We start from the raw sequence: 25,101 nt of genomic DNA, 5'->3' as shown, positions 1-25,101 counted from the left end.
TGCCTATACTCGCGCCGCATGCCCCTCCTCCCGCCCCACTGGCGCAGCTACGGCCAGCACCTTCTCAAGGACGATCTGCTCGCCGCGCTGGTGGTGAGCGTACTGCTGATCCCGCAAAGCCTGGCCTATGCCATGCTGGCCGGCCTGCCCGCCCAGGTGGGCCTGTATGCCAGTCTGCTGCCGCTGCTGTTCTATGCCGCCTTCGGCTCAAGCCCCTTTCTGGCGGTGGGTCCGGTGGCGGTGCTGGCGCTGATGATCGCGCAGACCCTGGGCCTGGCCCCAGCGGGCGTGAGCCCCGGCGAGGCGGCCCTGGTGCTGGCGACCGAGATCGGCCTGATCCTGGCCCTGGCCGCGGCGCTGCGCCTGGACGCCCTGGCCGCGCTGCTGAGCGTGCCGGTGCTGCACGGCTTCGAGACCGGCGCCACCCTCACGATTGCCGCCAGCCAATTGCCGGTGCTGCTGGGCAGCCCGGCCCAGGGCTTCGACCTGCCGACCATTGTGCAAAGCGCCGCCGCCAGCGGCTGGATCGCCAGGCCGCTCACCGCCGCCTTCGGCCTGGGCGCGCTGGCGCTGCTGGTGCTGGCCCGGCAAGGTCTGAGCCCGGTGCTGGCGCGGCTGGCGCCGCTGGCCCTGCTGCTGGCGGCAATGGCGCTGGCCTGGCGCAGCGATGCGGGCGGCCATGGCGTCAGCCTGGTGGGCCAGCTGCCGCCCCTGCACATGCCGTTCACGCTGCCGCGCCTGCAGGCCGAGCTCTGGTGGGCGCTGCTGCCGGGCGCGGCGGTGATCGCCCTGGTGGGCTATGTCAGCAGTCTGGTGGTGGCGGAATCGCTGGCGCGGCGCCATGCCCAACGCGTCACGCCACGGCGTGAGCTGATGGGTCTGGCGGCCGCCAACCTGGCCGCCGCGCTGACTGGCGGCATGCCGGTGGCGGCGAGCTTCTCGCGCAGTGTGCTGATGAGCGATGCCGGCGCGCGCACCCGCATGGCCGGGGTGCTGGTGGCCCTCTTCATGGCCATGGCCATGCTGCTGCTGGCGCCCGCGCTGGCCTGGCTGCCCAAGTCGGTGCTGGCGGCCACCATCATGGTGGCGGTGCTCTCTGGGCTCAAGCTGGGCCCGTACGCGCAGGCCTGGCGCTATGACAGGCCCGAGTGCCTGCTGATGCTGGGCGTCAGCCTGCTGGTGCTGTGCTGGGGCATCACGCCGGCGCTGGGCCTGGGCGTGCTGGGCGCCATCGCCCTGCTGCTGCAGCGCACCGCGCGCCCGCATGTGGCGCTGATCGGCCGCGTGCCGGGCACCGAGCATTACCGCAATGTGGGCCGCTACCAGGTCGAATGCCAGCCCGGCGTGCTGGGCCTGCGCATCGACGAAAGCCTGCTGTTCACGAATGTGCGCAATCTCAGCGACGTGGTGCAGGGCCATCTGGACCAGCATCCCGAGGCCAGGCGGGTGGTGCTGCTGATGTCGCCGGTGAACGGCATCGATTTCAGCGGCCTGGAGGCGCTGCGCGAGCTGCACGATGCGCTGGCGCGCCAGCATGTGCGCCTGGATCTCAGCGAGGTCAAGGGCCCGGTGCTGGACCGCCTGAAGGCGAGCGACTGGCAGCGCTGGTTCAAGGGCCGGCTCTATCTGAGCCACCACCAGGGCATGGTGGAGGGTCTGGGCCAGTCGCCCGATTGGGTGAGCCCCTAGCGATCGGCAAACGCCAGCCGCAGCCCGAAGCCCACGAACATCGCGCCGATGGCGCGGTTCAGCCAGGCCGCCGAGCGGCCAGCCAGGCGTACGCGCCGGCTCGCCATGGCGGTGCTCCAGGCCAGGAAGTGGCACCACAGCATGCCGTTGAAATCGAAGATCGCACCCAGCACGATGAAGGCCAGCGCCTTGTGCTCGGCCGCCGGGTCTATGAACTGCGGCACAAAGGCGAGGAAGAACAGCGCCACCTTGGGGTTCAGCAGATTGGTCCAGAAACCCTGGGCAAAGATCTTGCGATAAGGCAGGGCCGCCGGCGGCGGCGCCTCGACGGCAGCCGCCGGCTTGCCACGCGCCAGCAGCATGCCGGCCCCCACATAAAGCAGATAGGCCGCGCCCAGCAGCTTGACGATGCCGAAGGCGGTGGCCGAGGTGGCAAGCAGGGCCGAGAGCCCCAGCGCCGCCGCCAGGATATGCACGATGGTGCCAGCGCCTACGCCCAGCGCCGCCGCCGATCCGGCACGCCAGCCCTGGCTGGCGCTGCGCGCCATGATGAGGACGGAGTCCGGCCCCGGCGCGATGTTGAGCAGCAGCCCGGAAATGATAAACAGGCCCAGATCGTGGATGCCCAGCATGGGTGGTTTTCCTTCGCCAAAGGCGATCAGTCTACGGTAACCTAGGACCTGTTCACGCCACGCCAGGGAGTCTGCCAGCGGCGAGCCGCGGCACCACGCACATGGCCATGGCACGCCTGTCCTCCTGCTTGCACGCGCTGACGAGGCTGCTCGCCCTGCTGGCCGGCCTGCTGCTGGCCCCCGCCGTCGCAGAGGCGCAGAGCGCGGCCATGCAGACCCTGCGTTTCCAGCATCTGCGCGGCGAGCAGGGCCTGCCGGACGATTCGGTGACCGCGCTGCTGCAGGACCCGCGCGGCTTCATGTGGCTGGGCACGGTGGCCGGGCTGGCGCGCTACGACGGCCGGCGCATGAAGCTGTTTGGCTCCGAGCCCGAGCAGGCCGCCAGCCTCAGCCATGCCTTCGTGCAGGCGCTGCTGGCGGATGGCGCGGGCGGCATGTGGGTGGGCACGGCGCGCGGCCTCGACCATCTGGACTGGGGCAGCGAGCGCATCCGCCGCCACGAGCTACCTGCCTGGATGAGCGCTCAGCAGCGGCGCGTGTTTGCGCTGGCCCCGAATGGCAGCGGCCGCCTCTGGCTGGCCACCGCGGGCGGCCTGCTGCGCTACGAGCTCAGCAGCGGACGCGCCGAGCGGGTCGGCGGCGACGCCAGCGCCACCGCACGCGCCCTGCTGCCCGACGGCAGCGGCGGTGTCTGGGTCGGCCAGGGCGCGCAGGTCAGGCACCTGGATGCCGAGGGCCGCGAGCTGCTAAGCCTGGATGCCGCCGCCGCCAGCGGCGACGCCGTGCGCGGCACGGTGCGCAGCCTGCTGCTGGACCACCGGCAGCGTCTCTGGGTCGGCACGCATGCGGGCGCACAGATCTGGGAGCTCGGCGGCAACGCGCCACGCCTGCACGCCGATACCGCCCTGCTGCCCAAGCTGGGCGTGGTGTACGCCTTGCGCCAGGACGGTGAGAAAACCGTCTGGCTGGGCAGCAGCACCGGCCTGCTGCGGCTGCGCGATGCCGCGCCGCCGGCCGAATGGTTTCGCCACCATCCGGCGCTGCCGAACAGCCTGGGCGGCGACGCCGTCGCCGCGCTGTTCCAGGACGAGGCCGGCACGCTGTGGGTCGGCACCTGGGGTGATGGCGTGAGTCTGGTAGACCTGCAGAGCCAGGGTTTCACCAGCTACCGCCACCTGCCCGATGTGGCCGACAGCCTGGCCCAGCCGGGCGTGATGGCGATCGTGCCGGACGGCCGCGCCCATGCCTGGGTAGGCACTTACGGCGCCGGCCTGAACCGCCTGCACCTGCCGAGCGGCCATGCCGAGCGCATCGCACCGTCCGCCACCGGCGTCGCCCGCATCAAGGCCCTGCTGCCCGAGGGTGCCGAGCGGCTCTGGATCGGTGGCGAGGAGGGCCTGACGCGCTACGACACGCGCCTGCAACGCCACCAGCGCATCGCGCTGGACCACCGCACACCGGGCGGCGCCTCGATCAGCTCGCTGCTGCGCGACCGCCAGGGCGAGGTCTGGGCCGGCAGCGCGGCAGGCCTGTACCGCATCGACGCCACGGGCCGGCTGCGCAGCTACCGCGCCACCGGCAGCCCCGGCGCGCTCGCGCACGACACGGTGGACTGCCTGCTGGAAGACCGCGAGGGCCGGCTGTGGATAGGCACCAAGGGCGGCCTGCACCGCTGGCGTCCCGAGAGCGAGAGCTTCGAACAGCCCTTGCGGCCCAGCGCCGGCATCGCCAACCCGGCGCGCCTGAACATCCAGGCACTGCGCCAGGACAGCCGCGGACGCATCTGGGTAGGCACCGACCTGGGCCTCTACGAGCTGCTGGAGGACGGCTCGGGCTGGACCCTGGCCTCCTGGCGCCACACCCTGGGCATGCCGCCGGGCTGGATCAATGCGATCCAGGACGCCGTCGACGGCGAACTCTGGATGTCGGGCCAGCGCGGCCTGGTGCGCCTGCGCCCCGAGCAGCATATGGCGCGCCTCTACCCCAGCCATGGCGGCCCCTTCGACGGCGTGTTCAGCTTCGGCGCGGCGGCGCGCAGCGAGGATGGCAGCCTGTTCTTCGGCGCGGCGGCGCTCTATGTCTTCAAGCCCGAGCTGCTGCGCGACAACCTCGCCCCGCCGCGCGTGGTGCTGTCGGACCTGTTGGTGTTCAACCGCTCGCTGCTGGCGAGCGATACGCAAGCCGCCGCGGCGCCGGCCGAGTCCGGCTCCGGCAGCACACCGCCGAGCCTGCAGCAACTGGGCATAGCCGGGCCCCTGCACGAGGCCCGTACGCTGCGGCTCTCGCACCGCGAGGCGATGGTGAGCCTGGAGTTCGCCGCCCTGAGCTATTACGACCACGCGCTCAACCAGTACGCCTGGATGCTGGAGGGCTTCGACAAGGAATGGATCTACGGCAAGCCCGGCGAGGGCGTGGCCACCTACACCAACCTGGACCCGGGCAGCTACCGCCTGCTTGTCAAGGCGGCGGGCGCTGGCGGGGTCTGGAGCGAGGGCGCCTTCGGCCTCTCGGTGGAGGTACTTCCGCCCTGGTGGGGCAGCCGCTGGTTCCGCGCCCTGGCCCTCGCCCTGCTGCTGCTGGGCCTGGCCCTGCTGCACCAGCTGCGCCTGCGCTCGCTGCAGCGCGCCCGGCAATTGCTGGAGCAGCAGGTGCAGGCGCGCACCCAACAGGTGGTGGAACAGCAGCAGCAGCTGGAGCGCGAGAAGCGCGCGGTGGAGGTGCAGCATGAGGCCGCCGAGCGCGCGCGCCGCAGCATCACCCTGCTGAGCGAGATCGGCCGCGAGCTCACCGCCTCGCTGGACGCCAAGGACATCTGCGAGACGCTCTACCGCCATGTCGACAAGCTGATGGACGCCAGCGTGTTCGGCGTCGGCCTGGTGGACTGGGACGAGCGCCTGCTGCGCTTCGACTTTGTGCGCCAGGGCGGTCGCGCCTTCAAGCCCTACAAGCGCAGCCTCGACGCCCAGGAACAGCATGCCTCGCAATGCGCCCTGCATGCGCGCGAGCTGATCGTGCGCGAGCTGGGCCGCGATGTGCGCATGCTGGACGAGCGTGTGCGCGCCCTCGGCGAGGCCCAGCAGGTCGAGCTGGAGGACGGCATGGCGCCGAGCCCGGCGCGCTCGGGCCTTTATGTGCCCATGCTGCTGAAGGGCCAGGTCATGGGCGTCATCAGCGTGTTGAGCAGCCGGCCCGACGCCTACCGTGAAACCGACCTCGACATGCTGCGCAATCTGGGCGCCTATGCTGCGGTGGCGCTGGCCAAGGCCGAGGCCTATCACCACCTAGAGCTGACGCGTGAAAAGCTGGTGGAGCAGGAGAAGCTGGCGGCGCTGGGCGCGCTGGTGGCCGGCGTTGCACATGAACTCAACACGCCGATCGGCAACGCCCTGATGATGGCCAGCACCCTGCGCGACAGCAGCCGACGCTTCAAGCAGCGCCTCGGCGACGGCGGCCTGCGCCGCTCCGAGCTGGACGGCTATTGCGAGGGCATCAACGCTTCGGCCGAGTTGCTGATGAAGAGCCTGGAGGGCGCCGCCACCCTGGTGCAGAGCTTCAAGCAGCTGGCGCTGGACCAGCGCTCGGACCAGCGCCGCAGCTTCGATCTGCAGCTGGTCTGCACCGAGGTCGCACTGACCCTGCAGAACTTCCTGCGCCACGACCAGCACGAGCTGCAACTCGATGTGCCCGGTGGCATCTTGCTGGACAGCTACCCCGGCCCGCTCGGCCAGGTGCTCAGCAACCTGATCGTCAACGCCGTGCTGCATGGCTTCGAGGGCCGCAAGGGCGGCCATATCCGGCTCGCCGCCGAGCTGCAGGGGCGCGAGCAGGTGCTGCTAAGCTGCAGCGACAACGGCCGCGGCATCGCCCCCGCCCACCTGAAGCGCATCTTCGAGCCCTTCTTCACCACCCGGCTGGGCCAGGGCGGCAGCGGCCTGGGCCTGCACATCAGCTACAACATCGTCAACTCGCTGCTGGGCGGCAGCATCACTGCCAGCACCGCGCCGGGCGCGGGCGCGTGTTTCGAGCTGCTGTTGCCGCTGAAGGCGCCGCAGGCGCAGAGTTTCGAGATCTGACGGCTACTGCCAGACCCGGTAGGCCCAGAAGCCCTCGTCGCAGGCGATGCGTCGACGCAATTCCGCGGGTGTGCAGCCGGTGATGCGGCGCGACTCGCGGCACAGATGCGATTGGTCGGCAAAGCCCTGCTCCAACGCCAGCTGGGCCCAGGCCGGTGGCTGCGGCGCGCGCAGGGCGGCGAAGAAGGTGCGCTCGGCGCGCCCCAGGCCGCGCAGCTCGCGCAAGGGCTGGCCGGCCCAGGCACGAATGCGCCGCTCCAGCTGGCGCAGGCTGCGCCCCGCTGCCGAGCTCGCCGCATGCAGGGCCAGGCCCTCGGCCCACTCGGCATAGCGCTGCAAGCCAGGCGCCGGCTGCGCCCGCCACAAGGGCCGCAGAAAGGCCTCGATGCAGGCCATGCGCGCGGCGTCGTCGGGCGCGGCAGCCACCTCGGCGGCCATCGCCAGCCAGCTTGGCGGCAGCAGGGCAGCGGCGTCCACGCTGCGGTTCATGAGGCTCGCCGGGGCCAGGCCGGTAAGGCGCTGCAAGGCATCCGGCAGCAGCAGCAGCATCAGGCCATGGGCGGGGCCGGGATTCCAGGTGATGCTGGGCATGGTCTGCGGCCCGCTCAGGCTGAGGGCCACCGGCAAGCGCTGGCGCGGGCTCGTGAGCAAGGCCGGCGCACCCGGCGCCAGCAGCTCGGCCGTGCCCGCGAGCCACCAGTTCAGGCTGCACAGCGGCGTGGCCGGGTAGTGGTTGAAGCGCTGCTCTGGCGGCAGTTCCTGGCCCATGGTGCTGCGGCACATCAGGCCGCGCACACAGCCCGCCAGGCTGGGATGCGGCAGCAGCAGGCGGCTGTAGGAATTCGACTCGGCAGGCATGGCGCAGCAGTCTACGCAATGTCGAAACTCTTCAATACGCCGCCGCGCCGGCACGCGAGCATGGCGGCCTGCGCCACCAGAAGGGACCCGCTCCGTGCTCCACCGCATCACCGATCAGCTCTGGCATGTCCAGCATCAATTCCGCGCCAACGGCCTGGCCATCAGCACACGCATGAGCGTGGTGCAGCTGCCCGGCAGCCGGCTCTGGCTGCACTCGCCGGTACCCATAAACGCCGCGCTGCGCGCCCAGCTGCGCGAGCTTGGCGAGGTGAGTTACATCGTCGCACCCAGCAAGACCCACCACCTCTTCCTGGCCGATGGCGCGGCCGCCTTCCCCCAGGCGCAGCAGTTTGGCGCGCCCGGCTTGCAGGCCAAACGGCCCGAGCTCGCGAGCTTGCACGAGCTGCCCGAAGCCGCCACGGCACCCTGGGCGCCCGAGCTCGACTGGACGCTGTTCGAAGGCATCCCCTACGCCAACGAAACCGTCTGGTTCCACCGCCCCTCGGCCAGCCTGATACTCACCGACCTGCTGCAATGCTGGCAGGGCGAGCTCGGCTGGCCGGCCCGGCTCTATGCGCACCTGACCGGTGTGCACCGGCAACTGGCCGCCCCCCGCACGGTACGCGCCCTGGTGCGCGACCGTGCGGCCGTGCGACGCAGCACCGAGCGCCTGCTGGCCTGGCCGTTCGAGCGCGTGCTGATGGCGCATGACGCGGTGATCGACAAGGATGCCCATGCGCGGGTGGCGCAGGCCTTGCGTTCCCTGTGCTAGAACTGCACATGCGCGGTCGAGCCGCCGTCCACATACCAGTTCGCGCCCGCCACAAAGCTCGCCGCCGGGCTCGACACAAAGGCCACCACGCGCGCCACCTCTTCGGGCGTGGCCAGGCGCTGCATCGGGTTGCGCGCCAGCACGCGCGCGTAGAGCTCGGGCTCCTCGCGCCGCGCGCGGCCCCAGATGCCGCCCTCGAACAGGGTATCGCCGGGCGAGACGGTGTTGACGCGCACACTTGGCAGCAGGCGCGCCGAGAGGGACTTCATGTAATGCGCCAGCGCCGCCTTGGCAGCACCATAGGCGGCCGAGTTGGGCGCTGCCAGCGAGCCGGCCTTGGAGCCCACATAGCTCAGCGCGCCATGCGACGAGCGCTGCAGCAGCGGCAGCACCGCCTCGCAACAGGCCACTGTGGCGCGCACATCGGTGTGCAGCGCGGCCTCCCAGTCGCCGGACAGCGCGCTCACGTTGGCAACGAAGATGTCCAGCGCCTCGAACTCGGACAGCCAGGCGCCAAAGGCTGCGGCATCGGTGACATCCAGCGCGCGCGCGCTGACACGCCCGGGCAGGCCCGCGCAGCGCGCCAGCTGGGCCTCGATGCGGCCCGCATCGCGCGCGCAAAAAGCCACCTCGCAGCCCTCGGCCGCGAGCGCCTGCACGATGGCCGCACCGATGCCGGCCGAGCCGCCGGTGACGATGGCCCTCAGGCCTTGCAGTTGCAGATCCATGCGCTGGTCCTGCTGAGATTCACTGCCCCGCCGGCGCTTCCCAGAGCTCGACCTTGTTGCCCTCGGGGTCCATCACCCAGCCGAACTTGCCGTACTCGGAGTCCTCGGTCTTGTCCAGCACCTGGCAGCCCTCGGCGCGCAGCGCCGCCAGCAGTGCCTGCAGGTCGGCCACGCGGTAATTGATCATGAAGGGCGCCGTGCTGGGGGCGTAGTAGTCGTTGTCGGCCGCGCCGATGTTCCAGATCGTGCTGCCGCCGCAGGGCTTGCCCTGCCCATCGGCCCAGCTGAAGGCCGCGCCGCCCCAGGGCTGCACGTCTATGCCCAGATGGCGCTGATACCAGGCGCGCAGCGCCTCGGCATCCCTGGCCTTGAAGAAGATTCCGCCGATACCGGTGACGCGTTGCATGGAAAGCTCCCGTGACAGTTGATCGCCTGATGCTAGCCCGGGCGAGCCGGCTTTCACAGCCCGCCGTCCAGCCGCTTGCTCATGAAGCAGCGCGAGCCGCCCGGCGGATAGTCGCCTATTTCGCCAAACACCTTGTAGCCCAGGCCCTCGTAGAAGCCGCGCGCCTGGAAGCTGAAGGTATCGAGCCAGGAGCCCACGCAGCCACGCGAGCGTGCCTCGGCCTCGGCCTGCAGCAGCAGCTTGCTGCCCATGCCCTGGCCGCGCAAATGCTCGGGCACGGCCAGCAGCTGGGTGTAGAGCCAGCCGTAGCCGGTGCTGCCCCAGAGGCCCCCGACGATCTGGCCAGCGCCATCCTGGATGGTGATGACCAGGGGCTGGTAGTTCCCGGGCCCGGCCTGCGCCTCGTTGTAGGCGCGCAGTGGCGCCACGATGGCCAGGCGGGTGGCCTCGTCGGCGACGTCGCTGAGGCTGAGTTGGTAATTTGTCATCGCCCGATGGTAGGTGCAGCGGGGGGGGCTGCCGCCGGACCTACAGAAGCTTCTCCATGAACACCCCGGTCGCGTCGGCCACATGACTTCCAAATGGGCCGCAAGGCCGGTAGCCCATACCGCGGTAGAGGGCCTGGGCCTCGGGCTGGTGTATGCCGGTTTCGAGCCGCGCCAGCGTCAGGCCCTGGGCCTGCAGCAGCAGCTCCAGGCGCTGCATCAAGGCCTTGGAGATGCCGCGGCCGCGCCAGGCCTCGGCAACAAACACGCGTTTGATTTCGCCATAGGGCTCGGCCGCCGCATCGTCCTGCACGCGCTTGGCGGCGCCACAAGCCACCAGCTGCCCCTGCCACCAGGCACCCAGCAGGCTCACGCCCGGGCGACCCAGGGCTTCGGCCGTCTCGAGATGGGCCTCGTCAAGGGCCGGGTAGCGCACCCGCATATAGGCGTCGGAGGCCGTCAGCAGCGCCTGTGCCTCGGCCGGCGCCAGCGGCGCGATGCGCAGTGGGCCGGGGTTGCTCAGCGTGAAGTCCACCTCCACCGAGCCCGGCCGCATCGCACCGCGCGCCCAGCCCTGGGCGGCGTAAAAACGGTCGGCGCGGGTGTTCGCCTCGGTGCCCAGCAGCACGCGCTCGAAGCCCAGGCCGAACAGCCAGTCCGCCGCCAAACGCAGCAATTGCTTGCCCGCGCCCAGGCCCTCGCGGCCGGGTTGGGTGAACAGCGCCCAGATCGAGGCATCCGCGGCGGCAGCATAGGAGAAGGCGATGATCTCGCCCTCCAGCTCGGCCACCCAGCCGCGGCCGAGCTTGTGCAGATAGTCCTCGTACATCTGGGTGGTGACGCGCGCCGGATTGTTGAGGCGGTTCTCCTGCACGGCAATGCGTATCGCCGACATGGCCGGGATGTCGGCGCGGGTGGCGGGGCGGCGGTTCAGGTTCACATTCGTCATGCTTGCTATTGTGTTTGCCACTCGCGCCTGAGCAGGCTCAGCTGCAGCAGGTCGTGATGGCGGCCGCCCCAGAAGCCGACTTCGCGCGCCCGTCCTTCCTGCACGAATCCGAGCCGACGTGCGAGCTTGAGCGAGGCGGTGTTGTCGGGGTGGATCTGCGCCTCGACACGATGCAGCTCGCCCATCTCGGCAAAGCCCCAGTCGAGCACCGCGCGCAGCGCCTCCTGCATCAGGCCGCGGCCCGCCAGGCCGGGCGCGATCTCGTAGCCCAGCGCACATTTGCGCCAGCCACGGTGCCAGGCAAACAGGCCGCAGCTGCCGATCAGGCCGGCCGGCTGATCCTTCAGCTCCAGCCCCCAGCGCGTGCCCGGGTTGGGCGCCTGGCGCCAGCCTGCGAAGGTGCGCACCAGGTTTTCTGCCGCGGCCAGGTCGGCCATGGCATCGCAGCCGAACCAGCGCATATGCTCGGCATTGCCATGGATGGCCAACAAGGCCGGCGCATCGCTGGCCACGATCTCGCGCAGACGCAGGCGCGGGGTTTCCAGCACCGGAAAGTTTTCATTGCTGCTGCTGCTACTCATGCGGCCAATGTAGCCCCGGCATGCGCAGCGCGACACAAGTCAGGGCGTGGCGGCACGCCCCGGCCGCTCTATCACCCAATCAATCGCCAAACACCACCTTCTTGCGCTGCTCGACCCAGCCCTCCAGCTGCGGGCCGTAGACCTCGTCCACGCGGTTGCGCTTGACCTTGAAGGTGGGGGTGATGAAGCCGTTGTCCACCGTCCAGGGGGTCTTCACCGCCACCAGGCAATCCATCTGCTCATGCGGGTCGAGGTGGGCGTTGATGGACTTCAGGTGTGCGTTCAACTCGGCGCTGAGCTGCTCGCGCTGCGCCGGGTCCTGGCTGGCCGCGATGCCGTCGGCCGAGAGCATCACGATGCCCACCGGCTGACCCATATTGGCGCCGGTCACCACACAGGCTTCCACGGCGCTGTGCAGCATCAGCTTGTCCTCGATCGGCGCGGGCGCGACGTACTTGCCCTTGCTGGTCTTGAACAGGTCCTTCACGCGGCCGGTGATGCGCAGGCAGCCGCTCGGGTCCAGCTGGGCCTTGTCGCCGGTGCGCAGCCAGCCGTCCTCGGTGAAGGCCTGGCGGGTCAGCTCGGGCTCCTTGAAATAGCCCTGCATCAGCGCCGGGCTCTTCATCTGCAGCTCGCCGCTGGCCGGATCGATGCGCGTCTGCACGCCGTCATAGGCCGGGCCGACGGTGCCGGTCTGGTTCTTGCCGGGAATGGTGATGTGCGAGATCGCCAGGTTCTCGGTCATGCCATAGCCTTCGTTGATGGCCAGGCCCAGGCGGCGGTACCAGTCCAGCAGCGCCACCGGCATGGGCGCGGCGCCACCGGCGGCCACCCGGCATTGGTCCAGGCCCAGCGCCTTCATGATCTTGCGCCGCACCAGGCCGCCGATCAGCGGCAGGCGCAGGAGCTTGTCGAGCTTGGCCTGCGGCATCTTGTGCAGCACGCCCTGCTGGAACTTGACCCACAGGCGCGGCACCGAGAAGAAGATGGTGGGGCGGCAGCGCTGCAGATCGGCGGCAAAGGTGTCGAGCGAATCGGCGAAGTAGACGCGAAAACCCGCGCGCAGCCAGCCATGCTCGACCAGCACGCGCTCCACCACATGGGCCAGCGGCAGGTAGGAGAGCAGGCGGTCGTCGGCGCCCATGGGCACGCGGCCGATCGCGGCGGTGAGCGCCCAGGCGAAGTTGGTAAAGCTGTGCATCACGCCCTTGGGCGCTCCGGTGGTGCCCGAGGTGTAGATCAGCGTCGCCAGCTCGTCGGCGCCGCGCAGCGGCTCGCCTTGCAGAGGCGCGGTGCGCGCGCAGATCGCATCCCAGCCCTCGTAGGACTTCTTGGCATCGTCGGGCGAGAGCTTGTAGCTGATGCAGGGCAGGTCGGCCGGCACGCCGGGCTTCATGCCGGCCCAGCCGTCGAGCTTGCCGATGAAACAGGCCTTGGCCTCGCTATGGGCGAGGATCTGGCGGATCGTGTCGGGCGCCAGCGTCGGGTAGAGCGGCACCGAGACATAGCCGGCCATCCAGATCGCCAGGTCGCTCATCAGCCACCAGGCGCAGTTCTTGGAGAGTATGGCCACGCGCGAGCCGGGCTCCCAGCCCTGGGCCTGCAGATGCGCGGCCATGCGGCGCACCTGGTCGGCCACCTGGCCCCAGGTGAAGGTCTGGACCTCACCGCCACCAAGAGGCTGGGTCAGGATCACGCGCTCAGCGGCCGTGCGCTCCCAGTGGTAGAGGCGTTGCAGGGCGAGGCTGTCGGCGGGAATGCTGGCCATGGGGTCTTGTCTCCTGTTTTTCATACCACTGCTTGGTCTAGATAGCGAAGGCTATCTGCAGATGGTAGACAGAGTCGGCCAGGCCGCCAGCGGGTTTGTGCGGGTCCCGTCGATTTAAGAGGGCCCGCTCTAGCCGTGCTTTCTCAGCCCGCCTGCTCGGCCGCCAGCAGGGCCGCAAGGGCCTCCGCCAGCTGCTCGGCGCTGACGCCCTCGCCGCGCTGCACCGGCGCCTCGGCCAGCGCTGCCGCGCCCTCGCGCTTCAGGCGCGCCACCCACTGGCCGGCCTCGCGGCCTTGCTCGAAGCCCTGGCTCTGCAGCAAGACCTGACCCTCGGCGCTGGCGAGCTTGAAGTAGAACTTGCCGTCGGCCTCGCGGTACTGCTTGAACACCGGCAGGGCCGGCTTGGACTTGGCGGCGGGCGCGGCGGCGGCCGCCTTGAGCGGCTGGAAGCGGCGCAGGCCCACGGCCTCGCGCAGCTGGGCCAGCAGCGGCGCGGCGAGGGCGCGCGCCTTGGCGGCGCCCTCCTGCAGGATCGCCTCGATGCGTTCGGGATGCGCCATCAGCGCCTCGTAGCGCTCGCGCATCGGGCCGATCTCGGCCTCGATCAGCTCCACCAGACGCTGCTTGGCATCGCCCCAGCCCAGGCCGGCGCGCAACTCGGCCCGGAAGGCGGCGCGCTGCGCCGGCGTGGCAAAGGCGTCGTAAATCGTCACCAGGTGCGAATTGTCGGCATCCTTGGGCTCGCCGGGCAGCTTGGAATCGGTGACGATGCGCGCCACCGCCTCGCGCATCGCCTTGGCGCCACCCTCGAAGAGCGGGATCACGTTGTCGTAGCTCTTGCTCATCTTGCGGCCGTCGAGGCCGGGCAGCAGGGCCATGTCGGCCTCCACATTGGCCTCGGGCAGCACGAAGAATTCCTTGCCTTGGCCGAACAGATGGTTGAAGCGCTGTGCGACGTCGCGCGCCATCTCGATGTGCTGGACCTGGTCCTTGCCCACCGGCACGCGGTGCGCGTTGAACATCAGGATGTCGGCCGCCATCAGGATCGGGTAGCTGTACAGGCCCATGGTGATGCCGGCGTCGGGGTCCTCGCCGGCCGCCACATTGGCGTCCACCGCGCCCTTGTAGGCATGCGCCCGGTTCATCTGGCCCTTGGAGGTGACGCAGGTCAGCAGCCAGGTCAGCTCGGGAATCTCGGGAATGTCGCTCTGGCGGTAGAACACCACGCGCGAGGTATCCAGGCCGGCGGCCAGCCAGGTGGCGGCGATCTGCAGGCGCGAGGCCTCGATGCGGTCGGGCTCGTCGCACTTGATGAGGGCGTGGTAGTCGGCCATGAAGAAAAAGCTCTCCACACCGGGCTCGCGGCTGGCGGCGATGGCCGGGCGCACCGCGCCAACGAAGTTGCCGAGATGCAGGGTGCCGGTGGTGGTGATGCCGGTCAGGACGCGCTGGGTCATGGTAGGAATGCGGTGAGGTTCGGGCTTGGCCGCTATTGTCGCGGCAAAGCCCTCCCCCTTTCGGTGGGGTCAGTTCTTGCCCCGGCGGGCATGCGCATGGCCTAGGATAAGGCCGAGCGCGCCGCCAAAGCAGCGGCGCGACAAGCGAGGGTTGATGGCGAGGGCCCCGGATGGACAGTCTGATTCTGATCAGCTCCTGCATGCAGGTGGCGATGGGCGTGACCCTGTTGCTGCTCTGGCGGATCGACAAGCGCTACCTGTATGTGCGCCTGTGGGGCTGGAGTGCCGTGCTGCTGGGCGTGGGGCTGGCGCTGGGCATCGCCCTGGTGCCCGAGGACCTGCATGGCCCGCGCGGCGATGCCCAGGCCTTTGGAGCCTCGCTGGCCGTGATGGCCTCGCTCTACCTGCTGATGGCCGGCGCGCGCGCCTACCGCGACCTGCCCTGGCCGCGGCGGCGCTGGACCGCGGCACTGGGCCTGGCGATGCTGCTGATCGCCGGCCTGTCACGCGTGCAGCTCAGTTACGCGGTGCTGGCGGCCGCCGTCATCCTGGCCGCCGGCACCTGGCTCTGTGCGGCCTGGATCGGCCTGGGCGCCCGCAGCCGGGGTGAACGCCTGGTGGGCCTGTCGCTGCTGGCCTCCGGCGGCGTGCACGCGATCGGCCCGGTGCTGGACCCGCTCAGCCGCGCGCACCTCACCCATGCCTTGGGGCTGACGGTGCAGACGCTGCTGAGCCTGGGGCTGATCCTGCTGTCGGTGGCGCGCGCGCACCGCGAGGTGCGCGAACAGGCCGAGCGCTTTCGCCGCCTGGCCGAGCATTCGCTGCAGGGCCTGGCGGTGCTGCGCGAGCATCGGCTGCTCTATGCCAACCGCGCCGCGCTGGCGATCTTCGGCTATGCCGAGCTGGGCCAGGCGCAGCGCGCCGATCTGTTGCGCGAGCTGGTGCCCGTGGATCTGCAGGCGGCGGCCGCACAGCGCCATGCCCAGGTGCTGGCACGCGCCGACGCGCGTATCGAGTGGGAGGGGCCGCGGCTCTCGCACGACGGCCGCACCCTGCATGTGCGCGGCCTGTCCAGCCAGATCGAATGGGACGGCGCACCGGCCGAACTGCTGGCCATGATCGACGACAGCGCACGCCAGCAGGCCCTCCAGGCACTGCGCCGCCAGGCCCTGCACGACGAGCTCACCGGCCTGCCGAACCGCAATTTCGCCGTCGAGCAGCTGCAGCGCCTGACCGCCCGCAGCGATCCCTTCGCCCTCATCTCGGCCGATGTGGACCGCTTCCAGCTCATCAACGAGACCCTGGGCCATGAGCTGGGCGACGAGCTGCTGCGCGCGCTGGGCGAGCGTATCTGCCGCGAGCTGCCGGCCCAGGCCTTGCTGGCGCGCCTGGGCGAAGACCAGTTCATCGTGCTGCTGGAGGGCATGGCCGACGCCGCCGGTGCGCAGCGCGAGGTGGAACGCATGCTGGCGCTGCTGGAGCAGCCCTTCAGCGTCGGGGGTCAGGTCTTGTTCGTGCACCTCTCGTCCGGCGTGGCGCTCTACCCGCAGGACGGCCGCGATGCCCCCAGCCTGCTGCGCGCCGCCGACGCGGCCATGCACCGCGCCAAAGCCCTGGCGGGCAATTCCTATGTGTTCTTCGACAAGGGCATGAACCGCGCCGCGCGCGCACGCCTGCAGGCCGAGCAGGCGCTGGCCCGGGCCATCCAGGCGGGCGAGATCATGCTGGAATACCAGCCCAAGTTCCGCGCCGGCACGCGCCGGCTGTGCGGCTTCGAGGCGCTGGCGCGCTGGCAACGGCCCGACGGCACGCGCGTCAGCCCGGCCGAGTTCGTGCCCGCGGCCGAACGCACCGGCCAGATCAAGGCCCTGGGCGAGCTGATCCTGCAGAGCGCCATCGCCCAGCTGCGCGACTGGCATGCCGCCTGCGCGGACGTGCCAACGGTGGCGGTGAACGTCTCGCCGCTGCAGTTCGAGGACGCTGACTTTGCGAATCAGGTCTTGCGCATGCTGGACCAGGCAGGCCTGCCGCATGCGGCGATCGAGATCGAGATCACCGAAACCGCCGCGATCGGCCACCTGGGCCATGTGCTGCCGCAGCTGGAGCAGCTCAAGCGCGCCGGCGTGCTGTGCTCGCTGGACGATTTCGGCACCGGCCAGAGCTCGCTGACGATGTTGCGCAAGCTGCCCATCAGCACCATGAAGCTGGACCGCAGCATGGTGGAACCGCTGCCGCGCGCCGACGCCGCGGCGGTGCTGCGCGCCACCTGCGCGCTGGGCCATTCGCTCGGGCTGGAGATCGTTGCCGAAGGGGTGGAGACGGAAGAGCAGGCGCAGGCCCTGGAGGCGCTGGGCTGCACCCAGCTGCAGGGCTTTCACCTCGGCCGGCCGCTCGGCGCGGCGGCGGCCGGGGCCCTGCTGGCTCAGCTGCGCGCCGACTCGATGCCCACCCAGCCCAGCTCGGCATAGCGTTCGCCCGCCACCACGCCGGGCGCGAACAGCTGGTCCAGGGCCTGCAGCTGCGCCGCGGTGAGCACCAGCTGCGCCGCCTCCCAGTTGCTGCGCAGATGCTGGCGCCGCCGCGTGCCCGGGATCACATGGGCATGCGGCTGCTTGTTGAGCACCCAGGCCAGCGCCAGCTGGGCGGCACTGCAGCCCCAGTCGGCCGCCAGCGCGGCCAGCTGCCCGGCCAGGGCGCGGTTGCGCTCGCCGGCCTCGCCGTTGAAGCGCGGCAGGGCGCGGCGGAAGTCGTTCGGTGCCAGGTCTTGCGTGGCCGGCAGGGCGGCGGTGAGCAGGGCGCGGCCCAAGGGGCTGTAGGCCACGAAGGCGCAGCCCAGCTCGGCCGTGAGCGCCAGCATCGCCGCCTCGGCGCCGCGCTCCCAGAGCGAATACTCGCTCTGCAGCGCCGCCACCGGATGCACCGCATGGGCGCGCCGCAGCGTCTCGGCGCTCACCTCGGAGAGCCCGATGGCGCCGATCTTGCCCTCGGTCTTCAGCGCCGCCAGGGTCTGCATCACCAGCTCGATGGGCACCGCCGGGTCGCGCCGGTGCACGTAGTAGAGGCCGATCTGCTCCACGCCCAGGCGCTGCAGCGAGGCCTCGCAGGCGGCGCGGATATAGGCGGGCGAGTTGTCGATATGGCGCTCCAGCGTGCCGGGCGGGCGCTGGATGCCGAACTTGCTGGCGACCAGCAGCTCGCTGCGCTGCGCCGGGCTCAGCTGCGCCAGGAAGCGGCCCAGCAGCTGCTCGTTGTGGCCGGCGCCATAGGTATCGGCGGTGTCGAAATGGCGCAGCCCCAGCTCGCGCGCCGCATGCAGGGTGGCGAGCGATTCGGCCTCGTCGCTGGCGCCATAGAACTCGCTCATGCCCATGCAGCCCAGGCCGATGGCGGGCAGTGGTCGACCCGCAAGGGTTCTCGTGGTCCTGTTGTTCATGCTCGTAGCTCCTTGTTTGGCGAGCTGCATCATCGATGCCGGCGGGCCCGCGCGCCAGCCTCGCCGCACTGCACGCGCTGTGCAGTGGCGCTTCACAGCGCCCCCTAGAATCGCAACGCCGGTTCGCAAGGGCCGGCAGCGTTCTCAGGGCGGGGCGGAATTCCCCACCGGCGGTATATGCGCGCAAGCGCATGAGCCCGCGAGCGCCCGCGGCCGCCCGGCCGCGGGGTCAGCAGACCTGGTGCGATGCCAGGGCCGACGGTCACAGTCCGGATGAAAGAGAACGCGAGTGCGCGGCGAACGCCGGGCTTGGCCATGCTCATGGCGCGCGCCAGGCCCGGCGCCGCCGCGCGTTTGCGTGCTTGCCCTGATTCCTGTCTTCAACCCATCGAGGTTCACATGAATCAGCTTTCCACTTCCACATCAGCCACCCCGCGCATCGCCGTCATCAGCGCCGGCTGGCATCGCGACATCGTCGGCCAGGCGCGCCGGGCGCTCAGGGCCGAGCTGCAGGCCCAGGGCCATCCGGCCGACCATGTCGACGAGTTCGAGGTGCCCGGCGCCTTCGAAATCCCTCTGCATGCCCAGCGCCTGGCACGCTCGGGCCACTACCAGGCCATCATCGCCTGCGGCCTGGTGGTGAACGGCGGCATCTACCGCCATGAGTTCGTGGCCGGCGCCGTCATCGACGGCCTGATGCGCGTGCAACTGGACAGCGGTGTGCCGGTGTTCTCGGCGGTGCTGACGCCGCACCACTTCCACGAGCATGAGGAGCACCAGCGCTACTTCGCCGCGCATTTCGTGACCAAGGGCCAGGAGGTGGCGCAGGCCTGCCTGCAGACGCTGCGCGCCTTCGGCCAGCTGGAGGCCCTGCTGCGCTGACGCCACAATGCCGCCATGGCCGAACCCGAACTCCAGCAATTGCGCATCTTTGTGGCGGTGGCCGAGGCCCTCAGCTACCGGCGCGCGGCGCTCAAGCTCGGGCTCAGCCCCTCGGCGGTGAGCCAGGCGCTGCGCCGCCTGGAGGCCCAGCTGGGCGTGCCGCTGCTGCTGCGCAGCACCCGCAGCGTGGCGCTCAGCGCGGCCGGCCAGCAGTTGCTGGAGCAGGTGCGGCCGGCGCTGCAAAGCCTGGCGGCCAGCTTCACCGGCCTGGGCGCGCTGCGCGACGAGCTCAACGGCACGCTGCGCCTTTCGGTGCCGCGCAGCGCCGCGCGCCTGCTGCTCACGCCCATCGTGGCGCGCTTCGTGGCGGCGCATCCGGGCGTGCAGGTCGAGCTGTGCACCCAGGACGCGCTGGTGGACATCGTGGCCGAGGGCTTCGATGCCGGCGTGCGCTTCGCCGAGCGCCTGCCCAAGGACATGGTGGCGGTGCCGCTGGGCGGCGCCCAGCGCTTCGTGGTGGTGGCCGCGCCGGCCCTGCTGGCCCGGGGCGCGGCCCCCGCGCACCCCGGCGAGCTGCCGCCGCAGGCCTGCATACGCCAGCGCTTTGCCAGCGGCGCGCTGTTCCGCTGGGAGTTCGAGCGCGGCGCCGAGCGCCTGGCGATCAGCCCGGCGGGCGCATTGACGGTGGACGACCAGAGCGTGGCCCTGGCCGCCGCGCTGGACGGCATCGGCTACGCCTATGTCTACGAGGCCGCGGCGCGCGCCTACCTGGCCAGCGGGCAGCTGCTGCAGCTGCTGGGCGACTGGTGCCCCGCGGGGACAGGTTTTGCCCTCTACTACCCGGGCCGGCGCCAGACCAGCCCGGCGCTGCGCGCCTTTATTTCGATGCTGCCTGCGCCGTCGCCATCACCTCGCCCAGGCGCACCGCGCCGCCCGGCCGCCAGGCCGGGTTGAAGGCCAGCGGCCCCTTGGGGAACAGCATCACCACGGTGGAGCCGAGCAGGAAGCGGCCCATCTCCTCGCCCTGGGCGAGGTCGATGCGCTGGTCCTCATAGAACCATTCGCGCAGATGGCCGGGGCGCGGCGGATTGACCACGCCATGCCAGGTGGTGGCCATCGAGCCGACGATGGTGGCGCCTACCAGCACCAGCACGAAGGGGCCCTTGGTGCTCTCGAACACGCACACCACGCGCTCGTTGCGCGCGAACAGACCCGGCACGCCGGCGGCGGTGGTCGGGTTCACCGAGAACAGCTCGCCCGGCACGTGGATCATGCGCGTGAGCCGGCCGGCGCAGGGCATGTGGATGCGGTGGTAGTCGCGCGGGCTCAGGTAGAGGTTGGCGAACACCCCGTCCTGGAACTGCGCGGCCAGCTGGGCATCGCCGCCCACCAGGGCGGTGGTGCTGAACTGGTGGCCCTTGGCCTGGAAGATCTGTGCGCCCTGGATGGCGCCGAACTGGCTGATCGAGCCGTCCACCGGGCACACCAGCTCGGCCTGGGCGATCGGTCTTGCACCCAGCTTGAGCGGACGCGTGAAGAACTCGTTGAAGCTCTCATAGCTCTCGGGCCGGGGCCGGTCGGCCTCGGCCATATTGACCTGGTAGCGCGCCACGAAGCGGCGGATCGCCCAGGTGGTGAGGCCGCCCAGCCGGGCACGTGCAAACGCCCCCGCCAGCCGCGTCAGGGCCTGCTTGGGCAGCAAATACTGGGGCACAACGGCGAGGCGGGTGGCAAGGCTCATGGGGTCAGGTCGGTGAGGGCTGCGGGATTGTAGGTGGCGGCTTCAAACTGGGGGCTGGACGCGGCGCGCCAGATGCATAGACTGGGCCGGCCCTTCGGTCCACGGGAGTCGCTCCATGACGATGATGAAGACCTCGCTCGCCAGCCTGCTGCTCGGCCTTTGCGCCAGTGCCGGCGCCACGGTGCTCAACTTCGATGGCGCGGCGGGATGCGCCTCGGATTGGTTCGGCGCCGGACCGGGCGCAGACTGCGACCCCGGCTCGGGCGGGCCGGTGCTGCAGGGCTTCGGCGACCAGGCCGGCCTGCACATCGAATACCGCGACCTCAGCACCCCGGACGGCTGGAGCCTGAGCTGGTGGAAGGACGGCTACAACGACCTGCCCGGCGCCGTCTACGCCGGCAGCGAGGACGCGGGCTCGCATGCCAGCATCACGCTGCAGGCCCTGCCCGGCTACCAGGTCAAGCTGAACGGCTTCGCGCTGGGCGCCTGGCAGAACAGCAGCCTTGGCACACAGGTGCATGTATACGAAATCGGCGGTGCGCAGACCCTGCTGCAGGACGGGGTGACGGCCGGCGACGCCAATTCCAACACCGCCACCCTGCTCAGCTTCGCCGTGGCCGCGTCCAGCCATGGCTGGGTGATCGAATGGCAGGACTCGGCCTATAGCGTGGGCCTGGGCCGGCTGGACTTCGAGGTCAGCGCGGCGGCGGTGCCCGAGCCGCAAAGCTGGCTGCTGTTGCTGGCCGGCCTGGCCGGCGTGGGCGCCCTGGCCCGGCAGCGCCGGCCGCGCTGAAGCGCAGTGCCCGGGCGGGGCCGGGCGCATTACCATTGCGCCCTTGCTGCCACGCCCGCGCCCTGCCCATGGACATCTACCTCGACGCCAACGCCACCACGCCCGTGCTGGCACAAGCCCGCCAGGCCGCGCTGGCGGCCATGGCGGAGGATTTCGGCAACCCCAGCAGCGTGCACAGCACCGGCCTGAAGGCGCGCGCGCTGATGGACGCCACGCGTGAGCGCGCCCGGCGCGTGCTGGGAGTGCAGAGCGGGCAGCTGCTGTTCGTCAGTGGCGCCACCGAGGGCATACAGACCGCCGTGCTCTCGGCCCTGCACGCGCTGCGCCAGCGCCGCGCCGCGGGTGGCGAGGCGGTGGGCGCGCTGCTGCTGTTTGGTGCCACCGAACACAAGGCCGTGCCCGAGGCGCTGAGGCATTGGAACGAGCTGCTGGACCTGGGCTGCACACTGCAGGCGATTCCGGTGGGCAGCGACGGCCGCCATGACCTGGCCTGGCTGCGCGCCCATGCGCCGCGCGCCGGTCTGGTCTGCACCATGGCCGCCAACAACGAGACCGGAGTGATCAGCGACCTCGACGGCATTGCTGCGGCCCTGCAGGACCGCAGCGGCTACTGGATGGTGGACGGCGTGCAGGGCCTGGGCAAGCTGGACCTGCGCCTGCAGGCCCTGGGTATCGACTACGCGCCCTTCTCGGGCCACAAGCTCTATGCGCCCAAGGGCATAGGCCTGCTCTATGTGCGCGAGGGCGCACCGTTCACGCCGCTGATCGCCGGCGGCGGCCAGGAGGGCAGCCTGCGCTCGGGTACCGAGAATATGTCGGGCATTGCCGCGCTGGGCGCGGTGCTGGCCGCGCTGGAGGAGGGTCAGACCTTGCGCGACGGCGCCACCCTGCAGGGCTTCCGCCTGCGCCTGCTGGAAGCCTTGCGCGCCGCCTTTCCGGCGCTGGTGCTGAACGCGCCGCTGGAAACCAGCCTGCCCACCACGCTCAACTTTGCCGTGCCCGGCACCCCCTCCAAGCTGCTGCTGGACCTGTTCGATGCCGCCGACGTGCGCGTCAGCGGCGGCTCGGCCTGCAGCGCCGCCAAGGCCGCGCCCAGCTTCGTGCTGGAGGCCATGGGTCTGCCGGCATGGCAATGCGCGGCGGCGATACGCATGTCCTTCGGGCCGGTGGTGGACGAGGCCTTCATTGCCGAGGCCTGCGCGCGCATCCGCGCCTGCGGCGAGGCCCTGCGCGTGAGCCGCGAGGCCGATGCGGCCGCGCCGCCGACGGCCCAGGCCCCCGCCGGTGCCGGCGAGGCCCCGCCTGTGCTCGACCCCAAGGCCTTGAGCGAGCTGCTGGCGGCCCGGCCCGACACCCTGTTGCTGGACGTGCGCGAGCTCTACGAGCAGCGCCTCAGCCAGGCCCCCTGCTTCGAGGCAGGCACAAGGGTGCAGGCGATGCCGCTCTCGCGCCTGCTGGGCGAGCCGCCCGCGCAATGGGGCCTGCCGACCGATGCCGCCCTGGTGTGCTTTTGCCGCAGCGGCAACCGCAGTGCCCAGGCCGCGCTGGCGCTGGCGCGTGCCGGCCATGCCGAGGTCTGGACCCTGGCCGGCGGCCTGGCCCTGTGGCCACGCCCCGAGCCCAGCTTCGATGCGGCGCTTTACGTGTGATGACTGCCGACGCTAACTACCTCCACAACTCCTTCTACCGCTTCGTGCCACTGGCCGAGCCGGAGCGCGTAGCCCAGCGCCTGCGCGAGCTGGGCACGACCCTAGGCGGCAACATCCTGGTCGCCCAGGAGGGCATCAGCGCCGCGGTGAGTGCAAAACCGGCCGAGATGCAGGCCTTCGAGCAGGCCTTGCAAAGCGACCCGGTGTTTGCCGGCGCCTTTGCCGGCATGCACTTCAAGCACAACCCCTGCGAACGTTCGCCCTTCACCCTGCTGAAGGTGCATGTCAAACCCGAGCTGGTGGCCTTTGGCCTGCCCGGCGTGAGCGGCCTGGCCGACCTGCCCGACACCCATGTCTCGCCGCAGCAATGGCGCGCGCTGATGCGCCGCGATGACGTGGTGCTGATCGACAACCGCAACAGCTTCGAGTGGCGGCTGGGCCGCTTCGAGGGTGCGATCGACCCCGGCGTGCGCCATTTCCGCGACTTCCCGGCCTATGTGCAGGCCCATGCCGATGCATGGAAGCGCTCCGGCAAGACCGTGGCCATGTACTGCACCGGCGGCATACGCTGCGAGAAGATGGGCGGCTGGATGCAGCAGGAGCTGGGCCTGAAGGTGGCGCAGCTGGACGGCGGCATCCTCCACTACTTCGAGACCATGCCAGACGCCGAGGCCGACTGGCAGGGCGAATGCTTTGTGTTCGACAAGCGCATTGCCATCGACACCAAGCTGCACGAAACCGCCACCACCGCCGAGCAGGTGTTCGAGGGCGACCCGGCCGAGGCCTGGCGGCTGGCACGCGCACGGCGATTGGACCCGGGCAGCTGAGGATTTGACGCTGCGCCGATAATCGGCGCAGTCTTCCCGCTCAGCGCCCCGCAGCCCCAGCTCCTCCCCATGTCCAACCTCATCGTCCACGGCGGCACCCCCTTGGCCGGCCGCATCGTTCCGTCGGCCAACAAGAACGCCATCCTGCCCATCCTGTGCGCCACCCTGCTCACGGCCGAGCCGGTGCGGCTGCGCGGCATCACCGAGATCACCGACGTCAAGAAGATTCTCGAGGTGTTCCGCAGCCTCGGCAGCTCGGTGCAGGTGGACTTCAAGACCGGCATCCTGGACGTGCACCACAAGGACACGCACTTCGACCCGACGCGCGACCGCCTGCCCGAGGAGATGCGCTCGTCCATCATGCTGGTGCCCGGCCTGCTGGCACGCTTCGGCGCGGCGCGCATCGAGGACGATGTGAAGGGCTGCACCCTGGGCGCGCGCGAGATCGACCCCCATGTGGAGGTGTTCGAGCGCTTCGGCGCGGTGGTGGAGCGCCAGAGCGACGGCCTGCTGCTGAACGTACCGGGCCGGCTGCGCGCCAACGACCACTGGACCGATTACGCCTCGGTCACCACCACCGAGAACTTCGTGCTCTGCGCCGCGCTGGCCGAGGGCCGCTCCACGCTGATGAACGCGGCCAGCGAGCCGCATGTGCAGGAGTTCTGCGCCTTCATGCAGATGCTCGGCGCCAAGCTGGAGGGCCTGGGCACCTCGCGCCTCACGATCACAGGCGTCGAGAAGCTGGGCGGCGGCGATTTCACCTTCGCCGAGGACTTCCACGAGATCGTGACCTTCCTGGCGCTGGGCGCGATCACCGGCGGCGACGTGCAGGTGAAGAACTCGCAGCCCGAGCAGTTCCCGCTCATCGACCGCACCTTTGCCAAGTTCGGCGTCAAGATCGAACACCAGGACGGCTGGTCGCGCGCCATCACCACCGGCGCGCTCAAGGTCAAGGAACCGTTTACCCGCAACATCCTGCAAAAGGTCGAGGCCGCGCCCTGGCCCTATCTGCCGGTGGACCTGCTGCCCATCTTCGTGGCCCTGGGCGTGAAGGCCGAGGGCAGCGTGATGTTCTGGAACAAGATCTACGACGGCGCGATGGGCTGGACCAGCGAACTCTCCAAGTTCGGCGCGCACGCCTTTCTCTCCGACCCGCACCGCATGGTCACCTTCGGCGGCAAGCCCCTGCATGCGGCCGAGGTGGAAAGCCCCTACATCATCCGCGTGGCGATCGCCCTGCTGATGGTGGCGGCCAGCATCCCGGGCCGCTCGGTGATACGCCATGCCGCGCCAATCCGCCGCGCCCATCCGCATTTCGTCGAGAACATCTGCTCGCTGGGCGCGCGCATCGAGTGGGTAGAGGGGGACTGAGCCCTGC

At 70.5% G+C, this 25,101-nt stretch carries 21 protein-coding genes and 1 riboswitch; of the genes, 10 read left to right on the top strand and 11 right to left on the bottom strand.

Annotated features, from left to right (window positions below):
* Window positions 1-18: 18 nt before the first annotated feature.
* Window positions 19-1,689 (top strand): SulP family inorganic anion transporter, encoded by a 1,671-nt coding sequence (locus WG898_RS12295; protein ID WP_339603088.1) that lies wholly within the window; start codon window positions 19-21, stop codon window positions 1,687-1,689.
* Here the strand turns inward: WG898_RS12295 and WG898_RS12290 are convergent.
* A complete protein-coding gene (locus WG898_RS12290) occupies window positions 1,686-2,321 on the bottom strand; it encodes a LysE family translocator (RefSeq protein ID WP_339603087.1) in 636 nt (211 codons plus the stop codon). The two genes, WG898_RS12295 and WG898_RS12290, sit on opposite strands and share 4 nt — an antisense overlap.
* Before the next feature lie 107 nt (window positions 2,322-2,428).
* On the opposite strand from WG898_RS12290, the gene WG898_RS12285 reads away from it, so the two are divergent.
* Window positions 2,429-6,394: a two-component regulator propeller domain-containing protein gene (locus tag WG898_RS12285; protein ID WP_339603086.1), complete on the top strand. Its 3,966-nt coding sequence runs from the start codon at window positions 2,429-2,431 to the stop codon at window positions 6,392-6,394.
* Between the two features lie 3 nt (window positions 6,395-6,397).
* Here WG898_RS12285 and WG898_RS12280 read toward each other — a convergent pair whose 3' ends face one another.
* Complete coding sequence (locus tag WG898_RS12280; protein WP_339603085.1) at window positions 6,398-7,252, bottom strand: helix-turn-helix domain-containing protein; 855 nt, start codon at window positions 7,250-7,252, stop codon at window positions 6,398-6,400.
* Window positions 7,253-7,346: 94 nt separating this feature from the next.
* On the opposite strand from WG898_RS12280, the gene WG898_RS12275 reads away from it, so the two are divergent.
* The gene (locus WG898_RS12275; protein WP_339603084.1) at window positions 7,347-8,024 is read left to right on the top strand and encodes a DUF4336 domain-containing protein; all 678 of its coding nucleotides are present in this window, start codon (window positions 7,347-7,349) and stop codon (window positions 8,022-8,024) included.
* Here the strand turns inward: WG898_RS12275 and WG898_RS12270 are convergent.
* From WG898_RS12270 to WG898_RS12240, 7 genes are all read right to left on the bottom strand, one after another.
* Entirely contained in the window at window positions 8,021-8,752 is a 732-nt protein-coding gene (locus WG898_RS12270) for an SDR family NAD(P)-dependent oxidoreductase (protein WP_339603083.1), read from the bottom strand. The genes WG898_RS12275 and WG898_RS12270 overlap by 4 nt on opposite strands.
* A 19-nt stretch (window positions 8,753-8,771) precedes the next feature.
* Window positions 8,772-9,158, bottom strand: a complete 387-nt coding sequence (locus WG898_RS12265; protein WP_339603082.1) for a VOC family protein — start codon at window positions 9,156-9,158, stop codon at window positions 8,772-8,774.
* Between the two features lie 53 nt (window positions 9,159-9,211).
* Window positions 9,212-9,646 (bottom strand): GNAT family N-acetyltransferase, encoded by a 435-nt coding sequence (locus tag WG898_RS12260; protein ID WP_339603081.1) that lies wholly within the window; start codon window positions 9,644-9,646, stop codon window positions 9,212-9,214.
* Window positions 9,647-9,686: 40 nt separating this feature from the next.
* Window positions 9,687-10,592 (bottom strand): GNAT family N-acetyltransferase, encoded by a 906-nt coding sequence (locus WG898_RS12255; RefSeq protein WP_339603080.1) that lies wholly within the window; start codon window positions 10,590-10,592, stop codon window positions 9,687-9,689.
* Window positions 10,593-10,597: 5 nt separating this feature from the next.
* Window positions 10,598-11,173, bottom strand: a complete 576-nt coding sequence (locus WG898_RS12250; RefSeq protein WP_339603079.1) for a GNAT family N-acetyltransferase — start codon at window positions 11,171-11,173, stop codon at window positions 10,598-10,600.
* Window positions 11,174-11,252: 79 nt separating this feature from the next.
* Window positions 11,253-12,941 (bottom strand): AMP-binding protein, encoded by a 1,689-nt coding sequence (locus WG898_RS12245; protein ID WP_339603078.1) that lies wholly within the window; start codon window positions 12,939-12,941, stop codon window positions 11,253-11,255.
* A 143-nt stretch (window positions 12,942-13,084) separates the two neighbouring features.
* Complete coding sequence (locus tag WG898_RS12240) at window positions 13,085-14,398, bottom strand: tryptophan--tRNA ligase (protein ID WP_339603077.1); 1,314 nt, start codon at window positions 14,396-14,398, stop codon at window positions 13,085-13,087.
* A gap of 170 nt (window positions 14,399-14,568) precedes the next feature.
* On the opposite strand from WG898_RS12240, the gene WG898_RS12235 reads away from it, so the two are divergent.
* The gene (locus tag WG898_RS12235) at window positions 14,569-16,866 is read left to right on the top strand and encodes a putative bifunctional diguanylate cyclase/phosphodiesterase (protein WP_339603076.1); all 2,298 of its coding nucleotides are present in this window, start codon (window positions 14,569-14,571) and stop codon (window positions 16,864-16,866) included.
* Here the strand turns inward: WG898_RS12235 and WG898_RS12230 are convergent.
* On the bottom strand, window positions 16,821-17,831 hold the full coding sequence (locus WG898_RS12230) for an aldo/keto reductase (protein ID WP_339603075.1): 1,011 nt from the start codon (window positions 17,829-17,831) through the stop codon (window positions 16,821-16,823). The genes WG898_RS12235 and WG898_RS12230 overlap by 46 nt on opposite strands.
* 136 nt (window positions 17,832-17,967) lie before the next feature.
* Window positions 17,968-18,120: riboswitch (FMN riboswitch) on the top strand.
* A 110-nt stretch (window positions 18,121-18,230) separates the two neighbouring features.
* On the opposite strand from WG898_RS12230, the gene WG898_RS12225 reads away from it, so the two are divergent.
* Entirely contained in the window at window positions 18,231-18,713 is a 483-nt protein-coding gene (locus WG898_RS12225; protein ID WP_339603074.1) for a 6,7-dimethyl-8-ribityllumazine synthase, read from the top strand.
* Between the two features lie 15 nt (window positions 18,714-18,728).
* Window positions 18,729-19,667, top strand: coding sequence for a LysR family transcriptional regulator (locus WG898_RS12220; protein WP_339603073.1), 939 nt, complete (start codon window positions 18,729-18,731; stop codon window positions 19,665-19,667).
* Here the strand turns inward: WG898_RS12220 and asd are convergent.
* Entirely contained in the window at window positions 19,591-20,454 is an 864-nt protein-coding gene (gene asd, locus WG898_RS12215) for an archaetidylserine decarboxylase (RefSeq protein WP_339603072.1), read from the bottom strand. The genes WG898_RS12220 and asd overlap by 77 nt on opposite strands.
* Before the next feature lie 115 nt (window positions 20,455-20,569).
* On the opposite strand from asd, the gene WG898_RS12210 reads away from it, so the two are divergent.
* The 4 genes from WG898_RS12210 to WG898_RS12195 all read left to right on the top strand — a co-directional run bounded on the left by WG898_RS12210 (window position 20,570) and on the right by WG898_RS12195 (window position 25,094).
* Window positions 20,570-21,247, top strand: coding sequence for a PEP-CTERM sorting domain-containing protein (locus tag WG898_RS12210; protein WP_339603071.1), 678 nt, complete (start codon window positions 20,570-20,572; stop codon window positions 21,245-21,247).
* A gap of 68 nt (window positions 21,248-21,315) precedes the next feature.
* On the top strand, window positions 21,316-22,896 hold the full coding sequence (locus tag WG898_RS12205) for an aminotransferase class V-fold PLP-dependent enzyme (RefSeq protein WP_339603070.1): 1,581 nt from the start codon (window positions 21,316-21,318) through the stop codon (window positions 22,894-22,896).
* Complete coding sequence (gene trhO, locus WG898_RS12200) at window positions 22,896-23,723, top strand: oxygen-dependent tRNA uridine(34) hydroxylase TrhO (RefSeq protein ID WP_339603069.1); 828 nt, start codon at window positions 22,896-22,898, stop codon at window positions 23,721-23,723. The genes WG898_RS12205 and trhO overlap by 1 nt, the downstream gene beginning before the upstream one ends.
* Window positions 23,724-23,792: 69 nt before the next feature.
* On the top strand, window positions 23,793-25,094 hold the full coding sequence (locus tag WG898_RS12195) for a UDP-N-acetylglucosamine 1-carboxyvinyltransferase (RefSeq protein ID WP_339603068.1): 1,302 nt from the start codon (window positions 23,793-23,795) through the stop codon (window positions 25,092-25,094).
* Window positions 25,095-25,101: the final 7 nt, after the last annotated feature.

Origin of the sequence: Paucibacter soli (assembly GCF_037482845.1) — a bacterium.
Taxonomy (GTDB): Bacteria; Pseudomonadota; Gammaproteobacteria; order Burkholderiales; family Burkholderiaceae_C; genus Paucibacter_B; species Paucibacter_B soli.
The sequence above is the reverse complement of the archived record's forward strand: the minus strand, read 5'-3'. Positions and strand labels throughout refer to the sequence as shown.